At 46.2% G+C, this 18,494-nt stretch carries 18 protein-coding genes; 11 read left to right on the top strand and 7 right to left on the bottom strand.

All coding sequences use genetic code 11. The features are described from left to right. Nucleotides 1–60: 60 nt before the first annotated feature. The 6 genes from WC647_04490 to WC647_04465 all read right to left on the bottom strand — a co-directional run bounded on the left by WC647_04490 (nt 61) and on the right by WC647_04465 (nt 4,173). Complete coding sequence (locus tag WC647_04490; protein ID MFA6221550.1) at nt 61–534, bottom strand: aspartate carbamoyltransferase regulatory subunit; 474 nt, start codon at nt 532–534, stop codon at nt 61–63. Beyond that, nucleotides 534–1,472: an aspartate carbamoyltransferase gene (gene pyrB, locus WC647_04485; protein MFA6221549.1), complete on the bottom strand. Its 939-nt coding sequence runs from the start codon at nt 1,470–1,472 to the stop codon at nt 534–536. Before pyrB ends, WC647_04490 begins: the two co-directional genes overlap by 1 nt. Before the next feature lie 4 nt (nt 1,473–1,476). Then, entirely contained in the window at nt 1,477–2,793 is a 1,317-nt protein-coding gene (locus tag WC647_04480) for a hypothetical protein (protein MFA6221548.1), read from the bottom strand. A 46-nt stretch (nt 2,794–2,839) separates the two neighbouring features. Next, nucleotides 2,840–3,361 (bottom strand): type 1 glutamine amidotransferase domain-containing protein, encoded by a 522-nt coding sequence (locus WC647_04475; GenBank protein ID MFA6221547.1) that lies wholly within the window; start codon nt 3,359–3,361, stop codon nt 2,840–2,842. Between the two features lie 37 nt (nt 3,362–3,398). Beyond that, nucleotides 3,399–3,743, bottom strand: a complete 345-nt coding sequence (gene hypA / locus WC647_04470; protein ID MFA6221546.1) for a hydrogenase maturation nickel metallochaperone HypA — start codon at nt 3,741–3,743, stop codon at nt 3,399–3,401. A 70-nt stretch (nt 3,744–3,813) separates the two neighbouring features. Continuing rightward, the gene (locus tag WC647_04465) at nt 3,814–4,173 is read right to left on the bottom strand and encodes a hypothetical protein (protein ID MFA6221545.1); all 360 of its coding nucleotides are present in this window, start codon (nt 4,171–4,173) and stop codon (nt 3,814–3,816) included. 149 nt (nt 4,174–4,322) lie between these two features. Here WC647_04465 and WC647_04460 point away from each other — a divergent pair, with 149 nt between their 5' ends. From WC647_04460 to had, 11 genes are all read left to right on the top strand, one after another. After that, nucleotides 4,323–4,835, top strand: a complete 513-nt coding sequence (locus tag WC647_04460) for a DUF6125 family protein (GenBank protein ID MFA6221544.1) — start codon at nt 4,323–4,325, stop codon at nt 4,833–4,835. 26 nt (nt 4,836–4,861) lie between these two features. Further along, the gene (locus WC647_04455) at nt 4,862–5,593 is read left to right on the top strand and encodes an AAA family ATPase (GenBank protein ID MFA6221543.1); all 732 of its coding nucleotides are present in this window, start codon (nt 4,862–4,864) and stop codon (nt 5,591–5,593) included. A gap of 24 nt (nt 5,594–5,617) precedes the next feature. Then, complete coding sequence (locus WC647_04450; GenBank protein MFA6221542.1) at nt 5,618–6,745, top strand: ATP-binding protein; 1,128 nt, start codon at nt 5,618–5,620, stop codon at nt 6,743–6,745. Between the two features lie 164 nt (nt 6,746–6,909). Continuing rightward, complete coding sequence (locus WC647_04445; GenBank protein ID MFA6221541.1) at nt 6,910–7,599, top strand: bifunctional precorrin-2 dehydrogenase/sirohydrochlorin ferrochelatase; 690 nt, start codon at nt 6,910–6,912, stop codon at nt 7,597–7,599. A 9-nt stretch (nt 7,600–7,608) separates the two neighbouring features. Next, complete coding sequence (gene ccsB, locus WC647_04440) at nt 7,609–8,454, top strand: c-type cytochrome biogenesis protein CcsB (protein MFA6221540.1); 846 nt, start codon at nt 7,609–7,611, stop codon at nt 8,452–8,454. After that, nucleotides 8,451–9,794: a glutamyl-tRNA reductase gene (hemA, locus tag WC647_04435; protein ID MFA6221539.1), complete on the top strand. Its 1,344-nt coding sequence runs from the start codon at nt 8,451–8,453 to the stop codon at nt 9,792–9,794. Before ccsB ends, hemA begins: the two co-directional genes overlap by 4 nt. Continuing rightward, nucleotides 9,772–10,716 (top strand): hydroxymethylbilane synthase, encoded by a 945-nt coding sequence (gene hemC, locus WC647_04430; protein MFA6221538.1) that lies wholly within the window; start codon nt 9,772–9,774, stop codon nt 10,714–10,716. The genes hemA and hemC overlap by 23 nt, the downstream gene beginning before the upstream one ends. Before the next feature lie 110 nt (nt 10,717–10,826). Beyond that, a complete protein-coding gene (gene cobA / locus WC647_04425) occupies nt 10,827–12,410 on the top strand; it encodes a uroporphyrinogen-III C-methyltransferase (protein MFA6221537.1) in 1,584 nt (527 codons plus the stop codon). A gap of 295 nt (nt 12,411–12,705) precedes the next feature. Continuing rightward, a complete protein-coding gene (gene secA / locus WC647_04420; GenBank protein ID MFA6221536.1) occupies nt 12,706–15,351 on the top strand; it encodes a preprotein translocase subunit SecA in 2,646 nt (881 codons plus the stop codon). A gap of 33 nt (nt 15,352–15,384) precedes the next feature. Next, nucleotides 15,385–16,251, top strand: coding sequence for an aminotransferase class IV (locus WC647_04415; GenBank protein ID MFA6221535.1), 867 nt, complete (start codon nt 15,385–15,387; stop codon nt 16,249–16,251). Between the two features lie 259 nt (nt 16,252–16,510). Beyond that, the gene (had, locus tag WC647_04410; GenBank protein ID MFA6221534.1) at nt 16,511–17,629 is read left to right on the top strand and encodes a 6-hydroxycyclohex-1-ene-1-carbonyl-CoA dehydrogenase; all 1,119 of its coding nucleotides are present in this window, start codon (nt 16,511–16,513) and stop codon (nt 17,627–17,629) included. 103 nt (nt 17,630–17,732) lie between these two features. Here the strand turns inward: had and WC647_04405 are convergent, their stop codons facing one another. After that, the gene (locus WC647_04405; GenBank protein MFA6221533.1) at nt 17,733–18,425 is read right to left on the bottom strand and encodes a class I SAM-dependent methyltransferase; all 693 of its coding nucleotides are present in this window, start codon (nt 18,423–18,425) and stop codon (nt 17,733–17,735) included. Nucleotides 18,426–18,494 lie beyond the last annotated feature (69 nt).

The following is an 18,494-nucleotide window of genomic DNA, read 5'->3' as shown; positions in this document are numbered from 1 at the left end:
GGCGGCCCAAAACATGGGCCGTTTTTTTTTTGCGGGGAGAAGCCTCGAAAGAATGGACGACTATGATTTCTCTTTGTATCTAATCAACGGTCCAAAGAATTCGGTTTCACAGTAATGACACCTGAGCGTCAATGGGCTCTTGCCGACAATTGAGAATTTGCACAGCACCTGTTCATGGTTGGTTATGCAGAAGCGGTCCGGACATATTACGACGTCGCCTATTCTGTCAGGGATCTCAACTTTGTGTTTTTCAATTACCTTGCTGTTTTCTATCCTGGTGATGGTCGCTAGAGGCGCTATCAAAGACACAACGTTGAGCATATTGCGGGTCAGGCTGAGATTTTCGACTTTAATGATGTCTTTCTTGTTAAGAGATTGGGACTCGAAATTTATCCCTATCGCTATAATATCACCTGTTTTTCGGGCAAGAGCGTTAAGTCCCAGAACCTGGGAAATGAGAAAAGCCTTGCCTGCTGGAATATGGTCAATGACTATTCCTGAATCAATTTTCGCTATTGTTACGGGTCTGTCCATTATGCTACGGCTCCAAGGATGAGGGCGAGTAAGGTTTCTCGAACTAGTAAACCGTTCTTGGCCTGTTGAAAATAATAAGCGTACGGAGTTTCATCGACATCCTGGGCTATCTCAGTGACTCGTGGCAAGGGGTGCATTACTTTCATGTTCGGCTTGACGTCGGTCAACATGCCGGCTTCCAACCTGTAAATGCTCCTGAATTTTTCGGCTAAAGCTCTCTCCTGAAGCCTTTCCATCTGGATCCTGGTCATGTAAAGGACATCAACCTCCGTGATATGGTCCTCTATCCTGCGACTCTCCACAAATGAAAAGCCCCGTTCCGCCTGCGCCTTGGCGCATTTGTCGATAATAGATCGCGGCATGGCCAGGTCTCTAGGAGAAATGAAGAAAAGCCTGCATTTCTCATATTTTAAGAGCGCTTCCGTCAGGGAATGAACCGTGCGTCCGTTCATTAAATCTCCCACTATGGCTATGGAAATGCCATCAAGGCCTCCCTGCGTTTCTTGAATTGAATACAAATCCAATAACGTTTGAGTGGGATGCTGGTTGGGACCGTCGCCCGCGTTAATTACAGGAATATCGGCCGCTTCGGCCGCTACCCTAGCTGCCCCTTTTAGCGGATGCCGGATGACGATCACGTCGAAACCATAGCCGTCATGCATCTTGACAGTGTCCCACAGAGATTCATCCTTAACCGTAGATGTTATATTCGCGTCGTAAAACCCGCCGATTTTACCTCCTAGATTACGCATGGCCACTTCAAAAGATGTCCGGGTTCTTGTTGAAGGCTCAAAAAAAAGCATCGCGGAAACCTTGTCTCGACATAACGACGTCTTATTGGGATGCTTCTGAACAGTAGAAACCTTGGACAGAATATAATCAATTTCCTTACGGGTCAGATCATTCATTGAAATGATGTCACGACCTTCAAAGTTCATATTGCTAAATTCCTTTGCTGTAATCGAAAGAGGCGCCGTTGATAACCGTCAGTCGGACATAGGCCGGCAGAGAGATTTTCTCGAATGGAGACCATCCACAACGAGTAAAAAGCTTTCTGTTTCCAGGCTTTCCATTTGTGGTTCCAATGTTTGTTTCCTTACTCATATCCAGCACGGTGAAAGACCCGGAGCAACCTTCTTTAATTATCCCCTGTCTTATAGGCAAATTTGGAGCCATGATTTGGGTCGGCGCTTCTGAAACAACTTGAGCTATACGAGCCGGCGAAAATTTACAATTCTTGATAAGCCATCCCGCAAATGGTCCAAGTGTGTCGAGGTGAGGCATTCCAGCGGCTCCCTGGATCTTTTCCTCTAACAAATGAGGGGCGTGATCAGAAGCTAAAACATGGATTGTTCCAGTTCTGAGGGCCTCCACCATGAATTGCCTGTCGTCTTCTGATCTGATGGGCGGGTTGGAATTCAACAGATAATCTTTAATATAAACCCGTTGTCCTTCGGCCATGTATCCCTTTTCATCAACGCTAAAAAAAAGATGATGCGGAGTCACTTCGCAACTGACTTTGGTGGACGCTGTAGCGTTAAATTCATTAATGAGCTGAACAGTCCGGGCCGTGGAAACATGGCAAATGTGGGAAACAAGACCGATCTTGGCGGTCAAATTCAGAATTTTGTCTACCGCCATAATTTCCGCCTCGGGCGGTCTACGTTTCCAGTAATCCGGCAATCCAACGTACTCTCTCAAAATACCCGGATCTTCAGCATGAAAAAACACCCGACGTCCTTTGTAACGCCTCAGTGAATCTTCGAGAACACCCCAATCTGAAAAAGTCGACCGGTTTTGGGCAATATCCAAATAGACCTTGTAGGGAAGCTCATCCCAAGGCTCGGACCTCTCTGTTATTGACGCGAAGATAATTGTGGGACACTCTGATTGGCTGGATAATAACGCCTTCTTTTGGTATGCGTCAATGTTATCAGGGGGAATCGGGTCATTAGGCATGGCGGCGAAACCAATGGCGCCTCCGTTGATAGCCGCTCTTCCCGCCGATGAAAAAACTTCCTTGCTACAGACTGTATCCCATTTTTTCAAGGTCTCTGCGTCATTTAAAGGTGGCTTGGGGAATTCCCTGGCATGCACATGGATGTCAAAAAAGCCGGGAAACAGAAGGAGCGACTCGTCCACTGGGGTTGAAGCCGGAATCACTGATTCGATAAGGCCGGAGTCTGAGTCAACCACTATTTGAACAGGACTAACCCCTTCGGGAAGAACAGCCTTGTATGAGAAAGTAGATTTTCCCATGACTATCCTCAGTAGAGTCTATTGGATGTTTCCGCCATTTAAAGAATCATTCGTTCAACGCTGAAATAATTGCTCTACAAAAGGCCGGTAGATCATCTGGTTTTCGAGAAGTGATCAGCATGCCGTCCCTGACCACTTCGGAATCCTCCCAGAGGGCGCCGGCGTTAATCAGATCATCCTTGATAGCCACGTAAGATGTCATCCTGCGACCCCTTACGACATTTGCGCTTGCGAGCATCCAGCCACCATGACAAATCGAGGCTACTACCTTGCCTCTTTTTACCGCGTCCTTGACCAGTTTCACCATCTCGGGATGAATCCTCATCTTGTCAGGCGCGTATCCTCCTGGAATTATCACCACGTCAAAATCGTCCGATGTAACTTCCACGGCGGATCTGTCGGCTGAGATGGGAATGCCGTATTTCCCGAAGTAAGTTGAGGCGGTTCCGGATCCCACAACTGTAACTACCGCTCCTTCTTCTTTGAGTCGGTAATAAGGGATCCACACCTCGAATTCATTATACATATCTTCCACAAGCAAAGCGGCCTTCTTTTGCGCCAATTTCATATCAATCTCCTTTTCCCATGGTCTTGATCTTTATGAATCATTCTATTTCAATGGAGACAATTCGCATCTCGTCTTTACCTTGGACAATGTTGAGAATTCCCGTTGAACAGCTCGGACAGAACGGAGCGTATGACTCTAAAGTGGATTCACATCCGCAGTCCATGCAAATGGCCTTTATGGGCAAGATTGTAATTTTTAAGTCAGCTCCCTGCACAATGGTATCTTTTGTGAGAGCCTCGAACGCGAATTCAATGGCTTCCGGCATTACGGCGGTCAGGGCTCCAAACTCCAGTTCTACCCGCAAAACCTTCTTGGCGGAATTAAGTTCAGCCTGTTGTTCAACTATTTCGAGAATACTTTGAACTATGCCTAGTTCATGCATTGGATCTTGTTCCTAAATCAACAGGTAGTTTTTCTGGAGGAAGAATGAATCTCATGTTTGTGTTGGTCCTCTATCTCGCCCAGCCTGGAAGCTGCCACTGGACTCCTGCGTTAACTTCCTGAAAAAAATGATTGCCAAGAGGATCGATGAATAGTCGGTAAGTCTTCTGAACATCACTATTTGAATGGACGCTGAACGCAACGGTTCTGCCTTTGTACGTATAAACCGTAATGATCTGTCCTTCAGGCGCGGAGTAAAAATCCATTTGCGTTTCTTTGCCAGGGACGTCAGGCGCGTGATCCGACATTTGAGTAGTTAGGTGTTTGAGTTTAGATACATCAGGGGCTGTGAAGTTTTGCTGCGCATGAAGCGGCCCCTGAAAGACCAGCAGTAGCAATGCCGTGATTGCAGGGATCATTTTCAACGTCATTGAGCACCTCGTCTCGAAAACTGTTTTAATTCTATCATGAGGTTTGTGATTGTAAAGAATTGCAATTTTGATCATGACATTGACTTATTTCTGGCCATGTTTCAAAATCGCCTGATATGAAAAAACATTTGAGGAAGGATTCTTTCTAAATGACGCCGGATTGGATGACAGGAGCGGCTGCCGATAAATATTTGGAGTTTCTTTTCTGGCATTATCGTGTTGTCGATTCTTTTTGGTACATATTTGCAGAACAGGCCCATGGGACAGAGGAAGCTAACCGTCTGAACGAAAAGGTTTGGAGGCGCGTGGCTGGTATGGCGGCCAAAGATATTGTCGGACGTTACGGAATAACCGACAAAGGGTTGGCTGGTTTTGTAAAGGCGCTAAAATACTTTCCCTGGGCGATAATGGTGGGTTATGAAATAGAAAGCTCCGATGACGAAGTCATAATATCCGTCCCGGAATGTCCGACTCAAGTCGCTAGATTGAAGAGAAACAGGGGTGAATACGCGTGCAAGGAAATGCACCGGGGAGAATTTGAAAGTTTTTCCAAAGTTATAGACCCAAATATAAATGTTGAATGTATTCACGCTCCACTTGATCCGCATCCACCCGAAAGATTCTGTCAATGGCGGTTCACAGTCCAAACTGCGGTTCTTTGATCAATTAGCAAGTTCAGTCAAAATATATGTATCTCAATGGTATTAAAATAGAGAGTGACAGATTTCCAACGCGGGATATCTTTCCGTTCAATATTCCAGCATTTCGATCCACAAATAATCTTAGGTTTGATTCGAAAATCATTTTATTTTGTGGAGAAAACGGGGTGGGAAAGTCCGCCCTTCTTGACGCTATTGCCCGGAAATGCGGATTAATGCCTTGGGGCGGCAGCAAAACTCACAAGGTCCATTCTAATCCTCACGAAACCCAACTGGCGAAGTTCATTAAGTTGGATTTCTCCGCTAGACCCAAATATGGTTTTCATTTCAGGGCGGAGGCTTTTTTCAACTTTGCTTCTTCTCTCGATGACATTTTGGTGGATGACCCGGGAAGGCGGAAATATTTTGGAGGGGGCTCTTTGAATGCCCAATCTCATGGGGAGTCGTTTCTGACCTTTTTTCAAAGCTATTCATTCAAAATAGACGGACTGTACGTTATAGATGAACCTGAAGCGGCATTGTCTCCAGCGAATCAAGTCGAATTTGTAAGAGTTTTGCTCAGCAATGTAGGTTCGTCAAATAAGCAGTATTTGATAGCGAGTCTTTCCCCCATAATTCTAGGATGTCCGGGAGCCCGGATTTTTGGATTTGAGAAAACAGGAATCGCCCCCGTCAACTTTCGGGACACAAAGATTTTTAAGTTGTATGAGAGCTTCGTCAAGGATCCCTCGAGCTTTTACGAATTGAAAGATAGAATCTGAAAGAACCAATCGGGAGTTTCCCTTATGGATCCTATCATCGTAAAAAACATTCTGGATAGCATGAGTGACTGTCTTGTCGTCATAGATGCCCAGGGTGATGTCATGTACGCCAACAAAAATACAAAGGAGGTCCTCGGGTATTCGTTAGATGAGTTGAAAGAGAAAGGACTAGGGTTAATCTTTTTTGTTAGAGAAGAGAATTACGATTTTAATCAAATACTTATAAATGCAGTGTGGAACAAGTCCGTCTATGGTTACAGTGAAGTTGATTATTACCATCCTGAGGGATTGAGGAAAAGATTAGCCGCGACGACATCATATCTGCTTGAATCAGTCGAAAACGAATCCCGTTTCATAGGTTTTGTAGCCATTTTTAAAGATGTTACTGAAATCCACATGCTGCGTGAGAAAGAGAAAAGATTACTGGAAGATAGAGACCGGATTGCCCAAGATAAAATGAAGAGTCTCAATAGGCTGGCTATGGGAGTAGCGCATGAGATAAGAAATCCTGTCGTCATGATAGGAGGATATGCATCTAGAATAATGAAGGATCCCAGTCTGTCCGAGGCGGTCAAGTCCTATGCCAGAAATATTCTGGATGGCGCAAAGAGGCTGGAATTGATAGTGGATGAAGTTCAAAATTGCGCAAATCTGCAAGACATTAAACTGGCTTCCGGTTCTATGAAACAAGTAATCCTCGAAGCGATCAAGGAAATGGCGCCAAAAACTGGCGATAAAAATGTGAAAATTGTTTTTAATACACTTCAATCCAGATCTTCCCAGACAATGTTTGACCCGGACTGCGTTAAGACTGCTCTTATAGCTTTGTTGGACAACGCCGTATATTTTTCTCCAGACGGGTCGGTTGTGGATGTCTTCCTTGATGAAGGCGAACACGAGACCATCCTTGGGGTCAAGGATTACGGAGCAGGGATTAGCGACTCCGACAGGGAATTCGTGTTTGACCCGTTCTTTTCGACCAAAACCCAAGGTTCCGGTATGGGACTGGCGCTGACAGAGAGAATCGTTCATGAACACGGAGGTAAGATACAGTTTGACTCCGTTCCCGGCAAAGGATCTCTTTTTAGAATAAGTCTTCCCAATAATTCTATGTGCGCGTACCGATATACTCAGGATTTGCCCTCCAACTGACCGTTTGTTTTAGTTTTTCCATAGAACGACAGACCCTGGAGAGATTTTGTTACGAATTAGGGTCCCGGCCTTTTCATGTCAGATCTTTGTGAATCCATGCGAAAAATGTTATGCTTACTAGCTGTGTTTCTGGAAAGGGAAATGATGGGTCGGGTAACGTTTAAATGAGACCATATCCGGTGATGATGAACCTCCATGGCAAACGCGTTGTGGTTGTCGGGGGAGGACGGGTAGCTTTACGCAAGACATTGAGTCTATTGGAGAGTGGGGCCAAGGTCACAATAATTTCGCCCCTACTTATCCCGGAAATCAATGTATTACTGCTAGAGAACCGAATTGATTGGATAGAGGCTCTCTTCGAAGATCAGATATTGGATCGCCTGCCGGAAATTGCCTTGATTTTTGGAACCACCGACAATCGGGAAGTTAACCTCGGAATCTACAAATCAGCAAGTGAAAGAGGATTGCCGTGTAATATTGCCGACGTGCCTGATCTGTGCACTTTCATTGTTCCTGCGGTAATCTCTCAGGGCGATCTCACTATAGCGGTGAGTACGGGTGGGGCATCGCCGGCGTTGGCCAGAAGGATCCGTGAAAATTTGGAGAAGCAGTTTGGCCCCGAATACGGGATGATGACGAAACTGATGGGGGAGTTGAGGAAACATGTTTTAAATGCAGGGGCGGATTCTGAGTCAAATCGCAAGCTCTTTTCGGATATAGTAGATTCCGAACTCCTTGTTGCGCTGCGGGAAAGCGACATGAACAGGGTGTTGGAAATTCTCAGGAAGATACTGCCTAAAGAGATCGACGTCCAAGAAGCCATATCAGAAAAACACCATCAGGATCACATTTAGGGATCATAAGTGAATCTTGTTTTCTTCAAAGTAGCGGTAATTTGTTATCTGATTTCTTCGGTCATATTTGTGTCCTTCCTTTTCAGGTCTCAGGGGACACGATGCCCGTATGGTTTTTGGTTTTGTCTTGGCGGATTATCCGCTCATACGGTGTCCATAATCTATTTGTTCGTGGCGCAGGGATTTTTTCCTATGGCCACGGCTTTTGACTCGTTGTCCCTGTTTGCCTGGTTGGTCGTGGCAATCTTTGCGACAATGCAGTTGCGAGAGCCAAATCCAGTGCTGGGAGCAATGGCTGCCCCCATTGCCACTGTCCTGATGTTAATGGCTTCAACATTCTCATATCAGATATCACAGCCTATTGTTCCTATTCTCAAGAGCTGGTGGCTGCCGATCCATGTTTCTTTCGCTCTGGCCGGTAACGCTGTCTTTACCATTATGGCGATGGCCGGGGCCATGTACATTTTTCAGGAACATCTAATCAAGAGGAAGAAAATAGGCAGATTTCATAGGATATTACCTTCGCTGGAAACTCTTGACACACTGAACAGGCGGGCTCTACCAGTGGGTTTCTTTTTTCTTACCCTCGGTATTATCTCGGGGGCGCTGTGGGCGAGCAACGCATGGGGATCGTACTGGAATTGGGACCCAAAGGAAACCTGGAGTCTTATTACATGGTTCGTTTACGCTGCCATGGTTCATCAGAGGTTGGCTATTGGGTGGAGAGGAAAGAAAGCTGCGATGCTCGCGTTGGTAGGGTTTGCTTTAGTGATGTTTACGTTCATTGGAGTAAGCCTTTTATTTGGTGGTCACCACTCCTTTGCTAGCGGTTCTAGAGACTTGTTCCTAATATGACCATTCTGGGTAATAACTTTCTGGTGTTGGGAATAAATTATAACACCGCCCCTGTGCTCGTCCGAGAAAGAATCACTTTTCCCGGAAACTCGGATGGATCAGTTACCAGACACATAGTTCAAGTCGGCGGGATATTGGAATGTATTATTGTGTCAACCTGCAATCGGTCGGAGTTGATCGCAGTGACCAGGAACCCGGATTCATCCTGCGAGGCCTTGATGGAACTGGTTTGTAGTCTTCATGGCCTCACTAGGGACTCCGTGCAGTCGTACTTCTATGTCAAAAGGGGTGAGCAGGCTGTCAGACATGTGTTTAGGGTGACTTCGAGCCTGGATTCCATGGTTCTTGGAGAACCTCAGATTGTGGGCCAGGTCAAGGAAGCTTTTAAAAGAGACGCTGCGGCCAATACAACCGGCCCTTTGCTCAACAGGCTAATGCACAGAGCCTTTTTTACCGCCAAGAGAGTCAGAACAGAGACAGGAGTGGCTTTAGCCGCTGTTTCAATCGCATATGTGGCGGTTGAACTTGCCAAGAAGATATTGGGCGACCTCGCGCAACGTCAACCGTTGCTCATAGGCGCGGGCGACATGGCCGAACTTACAGCAAAACACCTGGCGACATGCGTTAACAAACCGATAAAAATCATCAATCGGACCTTTGAAAACGCATGTTCATTAGCCTCTCAATTCAAAGGATCGGCCGAGTCTATGGATAGGCTCTATGAGGCGCTGGAATCTGCTGATGTCGTAATAAGCTCAACAGGAAGTTGCGATCCCGTAATAAACTTTGGCGCAATGAAAAAAGTCATGCGCAAGAGGCGGCACAGGCCTATTTTCATGATAGACATAGCAATTCCACGAGATATTGAGGCGGAAGTGAATGATCTGGACGGTGTGTATTTGTATAACATTGATGATTTACAGTCCGTTGTTGATGAAAATATAGGAGGACGGCGGCTTGAGGCGGAAAAGGCGGAGGAGATCGTGGATCAAGAGGTTAGGAAGTTCCTGAGTTGGACCAAATCTTTGGAATGGGCCCCTACCATAGTCGCTTTGAAAGAAAAATTCGAACAGATAAGATCCGCCGAAATAAGCAGGATGAACGGAAAACTTAACGACTTGAACGTGGCGGAGAGGGATGCGATTGAAATATTGACCAGGGCTATCGTCAACAAGATAGCTCACGGGCCTATTTCCTTCATGAAGAAATCCATCAAAACGTCAAGAAGTAATCAACATGTCGATTTTGTTCAACGGGTTTTTGATCTTGACACATTCGTTTCCGACGACGACTCAGAGGAAATAAAGACTTCGGACCATGAAATTGATAATAGGAACTAGAGGCAGTGGGCTGGCAATGTGGCAGGCTCGTCACGTGTCCGGCCTTTTAAGAACAATTGATTCACGACTCGATGTAGAGTTGAAGATTATCAAGACTACGGGTGACAGGATTCTGGACGCTCCACTAGCGACAATTGGCGGAAAGGGACTTTTCACCAAGGAGATTGAAGACGCTCTGCTGGATGGCAGTATCGATATTGCGGTCCATTCGATGAAGGATGTTCCAACTGAGATGCCGAAAGGTCTGGTTTTGTCTGCAATTCTGAAAAGAGAAGACCCCAGGGATGTCTTTATTTCAAGGGATGGCAGGTCGATTGGCGAACTCGTCAGTGGCGATAAAATAGGAACTTCGAGTCTAAGGAGAAAGGCCTTTCTGCTCCACAAATTTCCTGAACTGGAAGTCGTGCCTATTCGCGGAAATGTCGATACCCGTTTGAAGAAAATTGAATCGGAAAGCTTGGCGGGAGCCTTACTCGCTGCGGCCGGCATAATAAGACTGGGGTTTTCGGATAGAATCAGACATTTCATGAATGTAGATCAAATGATTCCCGCTATAGGTCAAGGCGCCATAGGGGTCCAAACGAGGACTGATGATCTTGGTACAGTAGACCTGATAAAAAAGTTGGACCACCCCATGACGCGGAAATGCGTGTCAGTTGAACGCTCCTTTCTAATGCGACTGGGAGGCGGTTGCCAGGTTCCAATGGCGGCTTATTGCGAGCCTCATGATGACGGCTTCAGGATTACTGCTGCTGTTACTCATCCTGATGGATCTCCAATTTTCAAAGAATCTTACGTTGGGCCCATTCACGATGTTGCTTTTGGAATCGCCGTAGCCGACAGGTTAATAGAAAGAGGGGCAGGGGATGTCTTGCGCTCAGTGCTCTCGGCGGACTGGGAGCCGGTCACAGTAGGAGTCTAACGCCATAATGTTATGTAGAATCCGGAATATCCGGGGCCGCTAATCGGGGCCTTTCTCATATGCTGGTTCAGATCTCCCGAACATGGAGTAGAGGTTAATAGAAACCTAGAATGGTAATAGAAGATAAGAAGATAACCGGAATTGTCTATTTGGTTGGATCCGGACCAGGGGATCCTGGCCTCTTGACCATAAAGGCGGCCGAGAAAATAGCTGAAGCCGACGTAATCGTGTACGATTACCTGGCTGGTCAAAACTTTCTTGAAAAAGCTAGAGCGGACGCAGAACTAATATATGTCGGGAAAAGCGGGAAAAGTCATACGGTTGAGCAGGTTGACATCAACCAGATCCTCGTTTCCAAGGCTAGAGAAGGCAAAACGATAGTTAGACTCAAAGGAGGGGACCCCTATGTATTCGGTAGAGGAGGGGAGGAGGCTCAGGAATTGGCCGCGGCCGGAGTTACCTTCGAGGTGGTTCCTGGGATTACATCCGCAATAGCCGCTCCTGCTTATGCCGGGATCCCGGTAACTCACAGAGATCACGCTTCCATGGTCACTTTTGTAACCGGTCATGAAGATCCTAAGAAAGATGAATCAGCCATAGACTGGTCCGTTCTGGCCAAGATGTCCGGAACTCTCATTTTTTTGATGGGGGTGAAGAATATAGAGAATATTTCAAATGAACTAATCTCAAATGGAAAAGCCTCTGATACTCCCGCTGCGCTTGTTAGATGGGGAACTACCCCCAAACAGGTTTCCGTGGTGTCTGATCTTGCGAACATAGCGATGGAGTCCCGGAGAAAAGGATTATCAGCTCCGGCTATTCTAGTTGTGGGTTCAGTGATAAAACTTAAAGAAACGCTTTCATGGTATGAAAAAAAACCTCTTTTCGGGAAGAAAATTCTCGTAACGAGATCCAGGGAGCAATCGCGGAAGATGTCGGACAAGATTTATGCTAATGGCGGAGAACCGGTAGCGTTTCCAACCATCGAGATAACTCCACCGACTAGTTATGGTCCGTTAGATGCGGCAATCGACAAAATCTCAAGCTACGACTGGGTTGTTTTTACATCGGAAAACGGTGTGGAACTTTTTTTTAGACGTTTTTTCGAATTGGGAAGGGACATACGACAGCTTGTCGGACCCAGATTTGGGGCCATAGGACCAGTTACAGCCAAAGCCATTAGTTCGAGAGGCATAAAGGTAGACATGCTAGCCAAAGAATTTGTGGCTGAAGGGATTCTTAGCTTCTTTGAGAATCAGGACCTCATTGGGCGAAGTTTCCTTATACCAAGAGCTGAGAAAGCTAGGGATATCCTCCCCGAAGGTCTCGTGGGGATGGGCGCCTCCGTTGAAGTGGTTCCGGTATACAAGACTGTGCTTCCTTCAGGTCAAGGTGTTGACACTATAAAACAAATGTTCCTTGATAAGGCCATTGACGCTGTAACCTTCACATCCTCCTCTACGGTAAATCACTTCGTCGAAATGTTTCATAGCGTCAACATCGGCGATCTCCTGCACGGAGCGCTCTTGGCCTCTATAGGCCCTATTACTACCGACACTTTGGCCAAGCATGGGTTGAAGGCTTCCGTGCAAGCGCGAGAGTATACTGTGGATGGACTGGTTCGCGCCTTGACTGATCACTACGGAGCGCCTGGTCAATCTTCGGAAAAACTCCCACCGGAGGGACTGATGTAGGAACCCGAAGAACGTTTTTCTTACAGAAATCCTTGCGAACCCGTCCGGGTAGCTTAATGCGCGAGAGGCGAATTGACACCCATTGGCCACTGTGGTAGACCGAATTCCGTCATTACTAGACGATAGAGCCCAATCATTACTCCGAGGCGCCATTTTCACGCAGAACCAACAGAAAGATCCCCATCAATTTGAAACAGTTTGCCAAATCCGGTTGACTACAATAACAATGAACCTTCAAGCCGTAAGATTGTCAATTGTTACCGTTAGACACTAATAAAGGGGTTAGAATACTAGAATGTTTGCAACACTAGGTCGAAAGATATTCGGCAGTAAAAACGATAGAGAGTTGAAACGCATCGATCCCATAGTAAAGGCCACCAATGATCTTGAACCACAAATGAAAGCCTTGGGAAATGACGATTTTCCTGCGAAAACGTTAGAATTCAAAGCACGCTTAGCTTCAGGGAAGGAAACCCTTGATGATCTTGCCCCCGAGGTGTTTGCTCTGGTTCGAGAGGCGTCGATGAGGACGCTGGGGATGCGTCATTTTGATGTTCAGTTAATCGGTGGTTTTGTCCTGCACCAGGGTAAAATAGCGGAAATGAAAACTGGTGAAGGCAAGACTTTGGCGGCTACTCTCGCCGTGTATCTAAACTCTCTGACTGGAAAAGGCGTGCACGTGGTTACCGTCAACGACTATCTCGCCAAACGTGACTCCGAATGGATGGGGACTATATACAAATTTTTAGGCTTGTCTGTCGGTGTCATAGTCCACGATCTCAGTGATGAGGAAAGACGGGAAGCCTATGGTTCCGATGTTGTCTATGGGACCAATAATGAGTTTGGTTTCGACTATCTTAGGGATAACATGAAGTTCGCCCTGGAAGATTATGTCCAAAGAGAACTCCATTACGCCATAGTCGACGAAGTTGATAGCATTTTGATCGATGAAGCCAGAACCCCGCTAATTATTTCAGGACCGACACACGAGAACACGGACAAATATTATAAAATAAATCGAGTTATCCCAGGTCTTCAAAAGGATATTCATTATACTCTGGACGAAAAAGCCAGGAGCGTTGTCCTTACCGAAGAAGGAATAGCTCGAGTGGAACGGTCTCTTGGGGTTAACAATTTGTACGATCCTGCGCAAATGGAGACGCTTCATCATGTTAATCAGGGTTTGAAAGCGCATACACTGTTTAAGAAGGACGTTGATTACATAGTAAAAGAAGGCCAGGTAATTATTGTTGATGAATTTACTGGAAGGCTCATGCCGGGTCGTCGATATTCTGACGGCCTGCACCAGGCTCTGGAAGCAAAAGAGAGCGTCAAGATCGAAAATGAAAATCAGACGTTAGCTACTATTACTTTTCAGAACTACTTCCGAATGTATGAAAAACTGGCGGGGATGACCGGTACTGCTGATACCGAAGCTGCAGAATTCCACAAGATATATAAACTTGAGGTTGTGATCATCCCGACTAATCTTCCTATGATCAGAGAAGACTTTTCGGACCTGATCTACAAGACTGAAGATGAGAAATTCGAGGCGGCAATTTCTGAAATTCGGGAGCTTCATGAGAAAGGACAACCGGTTCTCGTGGGTACAATCTCGATCGAGAAATCGGAGTATCTAGCCGCGAGACTGAAGAAACTAGGTGTTGCCCACAACGTCCTGAATGCAAAGAATCATGCTCTCGAAGCTGAAATTGTCGCACAAGCCGGCCGCTATAAGGGTGTGACGATTTCTACCAATATGGCCGGCCGAGGAACGGACATAATACTAGGTGGCAACCCCACTTTCCTTGCTCGATCCAAGGTCAAGAGAGGAGAAAGCTCCGAAGAATACAATCAGGCGCTTGAAGATTTCAAGATTAAGTGTGAGCAGGAAAAGGCAAATGTGCTTAAGGCCGGCGGTCTGCATATCCTTGGAACAGAACGTCATGAATCACGGCGTATAGACAATCAGTTACGTGGTCGTTCGGGCCGCCAGGGTGATCCTGGATCCAGTCGTTTCTACCTGAGCCTCGAAGATGACCTTATGAGAATTTTCGGTGGCGATAGGGTGAAAATGATCATGGAAAGGGTAGGGATGCAGGATGGAGAGCCCATAGAGCATAAGTACACCACAAAAGCAATCGAAAATGCGCAGAAGAAAGTAGAAGGCCACAACTTTGAAATCCGTAAGCATCTCATCGAATACGACGATGTGATGAACAAACAGAGAGAGGTAGTGTATTCTCAGCGCAGGTTTATTCTAGCGGGATCGGATCTAAAAACTACAGCGCTTGAGATGGCTGAGGATTTGTCGGATGAAATGGTTAGACGTTTCACCAATGAGAAGACCCATTTCGAGGACTGGGATATCACTGGGCTAACTGAGGCCCTATACGGTCAGTTTGGCTTGAAATTCGACTTCGGTCAACTCCCTGAATCCGAGCAAACAGAGATTGGAATTATTGATCATGTAACGGAGCGGATCAAACAACGGTATGATGAAAAAGAAGCGGAAGTAACTCCTCAGCTTATGCGGGAATTGGAAAAGTTTATGATGCTCCAGGCCGTTGATTCACAGTGGAAAGATCATCTCTTGAGCATGGACCACCTTAAGGAAGGAATTGGCTTACGTGGCTATGGGCAACGTGATCCACTCAAGGAATATCAGAGAGAGGGCTATGAACTCTTTCTCGACATGAGTTCCAGAATTAAGGAAGAGACCGTTCGTAACCTGCTCCTCGTAAAACTGGCAGTGCCAAATGAGCTTGAAGAATTGAACGAGTCTAGGGAACGCGAACTGCAGGCTGTGCATTCGAACCTTACTGGACCTGAATCCGGCTCAACGCCTAAACACAGAACAGTCGAAAAAATTGGCCGTAATGCGCCGTGTCCTTGTGGTTCCGGCAAAAAATACAAGAAATGTTGCGGTAAGGCTGCTTGAAAATGATTTTTGTGAAAATCCCGGAGAAATATGATGCTCTCTTATCAGCGTGATCATTTTGTGAACACAGAGGATTTGGTGTTCCCTTACTCGGAAGATATTAGCGGCACTTTGCGAGGATATCGTATATTTACTGCTTGCAGAACAGTCAACGGGAAGATCTTCAGATTGGAAGATCATCTGGATCGTCTCTACAAGTCCGCATCTTTGATATACATGCAACCCCCGAAATCCCGTTCAGAGCTTCAGGACGTTCTAATGATGATTGTGGATAAGAATAAGGAGTTGGACAGCGCCGACCTGCTGATAGACATAATCTTCAGTGGAGGACTTCAGGGCGAAACCATGAGACAATCAGGCGGAGGCGCCCATCTTTATATAGTTGCGCAAAAAATGTTCAGTCCACCAACGGAATTTTATGAAAACGGTGTCGCTTTGGCTACTTTCGCTCACCAGAGAATGTTTCCCGGTGTGAAACTCCTGAACTACATCGGCGCGGTCATAGCCCATCAAACGGTTGTTCCCGAATTTGACGCTTATGATACCTTGTTTGTATGCCCAAATGACCTCCAAACAATACTTGAAGGTTCTACTTTCAGCGTTTTTTTCATCCTGGAGTCCGGTCAACTTATAACACCCCCACTGGACGGTCGTATTCTCGACAGCGTCACAAGACGGGCGATCCTGGAGCTAATGAAATCCAACGACAAAATTGAGGTCCTTGAACGACCTGTCACCCTGGATCAAGTCACCACATTTCGGGAAGCCTTCCTTGCTTCCACCACAAGAAACATTCTTCCGGTGGTGCGTTTGAACGACAACGTCATTGGTTCGGGACGGCCAGGGCCTTTGACTTTGGAAATGATGGGTTTGCTAAACAATTATGTCAATTCTTACTAATTGGCGTGTAACATCGTGTTCTTCATGCTGAACGTGTAAATATACAAAGAACAATCATTGCTAATTGGATAACCAAAAATAAATAGACAGTTAGCTGCTTGACCGTGATTTTTGAGCTGATACAGAATTTCGCTTGACAGAAGTATCTGCATGGAAATATCTTAACTGTGAGAATCCAATATGGGATGAAGAAATCCTCTGGTTGTTCTTCCAAGGATGAATGACCTATAATCTACAGTCTGAATCAGGAGGTACTAGCGTGAGCGTTCCGGATAAAATATTCACTTGGCAAATGGTAAAGGGGCCGACTTATGACAAAGAAGCTCGTAAAGTCACTGCTCCGGGAGAACTGAAAAAAACAGAAATACCTGTTCCGGAACTGGCCGCAGGTGAAGTTCTGGTCCAAATCGCAGGTTGTGGGGTTTGCCACACTGACATGTCCTATTTCTACGATGGCGTGCCGACTGTAACAAAGCCGCCATTAACCCTTGGCCACGAAATTTCTGGAACTGTTGTGGCGGCGGGTCCAGGGGCAGGTTCGTGGGTCGGAAAGAATGTAATAGTCCCTGCAGTAATGCCATGCAATTCTTGTGATATTTGCGGAAAAGGGAGGGGCAATCGTTGTCTGGCTCAAAAGATGCCCGGAAACTCTCTCGGAATTTATGGAGGCTTTTCCAGCCATATTCCTGTTCCGGCCGCTGATTTGTGTGTGATAGATGATTTAAAAGGCAGGCCGCTAGAGAATTATGCGGTTGTCGCCGATGCGGCTACTACCCCCTATCAGGCGGCAATTCGGGCTGGTTTGACCGCAGGGGACCCAGTATTGATTACTGGCGTTACCGGTGGTGTAGGCGTGTATATGGCCCAGGTCGCAAAAGCTTTCGGCGCCGGACCGATTGTCGGGATGGCTCGCAATGAGGAAAAACTAAAAAGAGCTATAGAACTTGGCGTGGACTATGTAATCAACACCAAGGACAAAGATTTCAAGGCTATTCAGGAAGAATTTAAAGCAATAGCTAAACAGTCGAAGGTAAGGCACAACACTGGATGGAAAATATTTGAATGCACAGGCGTTGGCGCAGCTCAAGATATCGCTCTTGGCCTTCTGGGCTTCATAGGAAAACTAGTCGTTGTGGGTTTTGGACTTCAAAAAAATTCATACAGCATTTCAAGATTGATGGCGTTTGACGCCGAAATCATAGGCACATGGGGATGCCTACCGAAATATTACCCGAACGTTTTGGAAATGGTTCAGTCCGGAGCGATAAAGATAGATCCATTACTGGAAACACGCCCGATGTCTACAATTCAAAAGGCGTTCGAAGAAGCGCACAGCGGCGGACTGATGAAACGAATCGTTTTGACACCGGATTTCTAACGAATCACTTTTTACATCACGTTACTAAATCCCAACAAGCAAAAAGCCCCTTGGCGCCATATTCGCATCAAGGGGCTTTTTGGTATATTATGGAGAAAATAAGCTAGGCTTTTTCCGGTCTCTTTGCTACTGCGATCCGATAAATGTCATAAACGTCATAGAGTTTTATGTCTGTAAATCCAGCCCTAGTCAAATTCTCAAGGATTTCCTCTGTTGTCTCGTAGACATCACAGACTTCTCCACGCGACCCGAATAAACCGACAACCCCTCCAGGTTTGAGAAAACTATACATGCAGGAGTAGATAGTGGGGCGCAGATGCGGTTTGACGTGAGGTATCATAAATGAACTGATAACCTTGTCAAACTTTGAATCCGGACTGTAGTCTTCAACCGAAGTCGAGAATAGACACGTATTACAAATATTCTTCTTCTTAGTCTTTTCTTCAGCCAGTTCGATCATGTGGGGAGACAGATCAATTCCAACGACATCCTTTGCTTGCCGCGCCGCGACCACGGTGGCTGAGCCTGTTCCACAGCCCACATCAAGCACGTGATCTCCCTTTTCAATCACCAGTTCGACAAGCTTTCTGAGACCTTTTCTATATCCTGGGTCCATGGACCACTGCAAATCGTAACTCTTGCGGCGATACTTGTAATAGAGCTGGATGGCCCTTTCGGAGGGCATCAGCTTCACTACTCTATTGCCTTGTATATAGGCGGTTCTAAGCGCCTTGATAAGTGGTCTTAATAATCTTTGGAGCGGAGCGTGATCTTCGCTCACCATAGTTCCATTCATTTGTGTGGTTACCCCCTACAAACGTTCCATAGGTTCGAAGTTATACTTTTATTACAATTAGTCCAGATA

The sequence above is a fragment of the Desulfomonilaceae bacterium genome, assembly GCA_041662605.1.
GTDB lineage: Bacteria > Desulfobacterota > Desulfomonilia > Desulfomonilales > Desulfomonilaceae > CAJBEZ01.
Note: the sequence above shows the minus strand (reverse complement) of the source record. Positions and strands in the feature narration are given on the sequence as shown.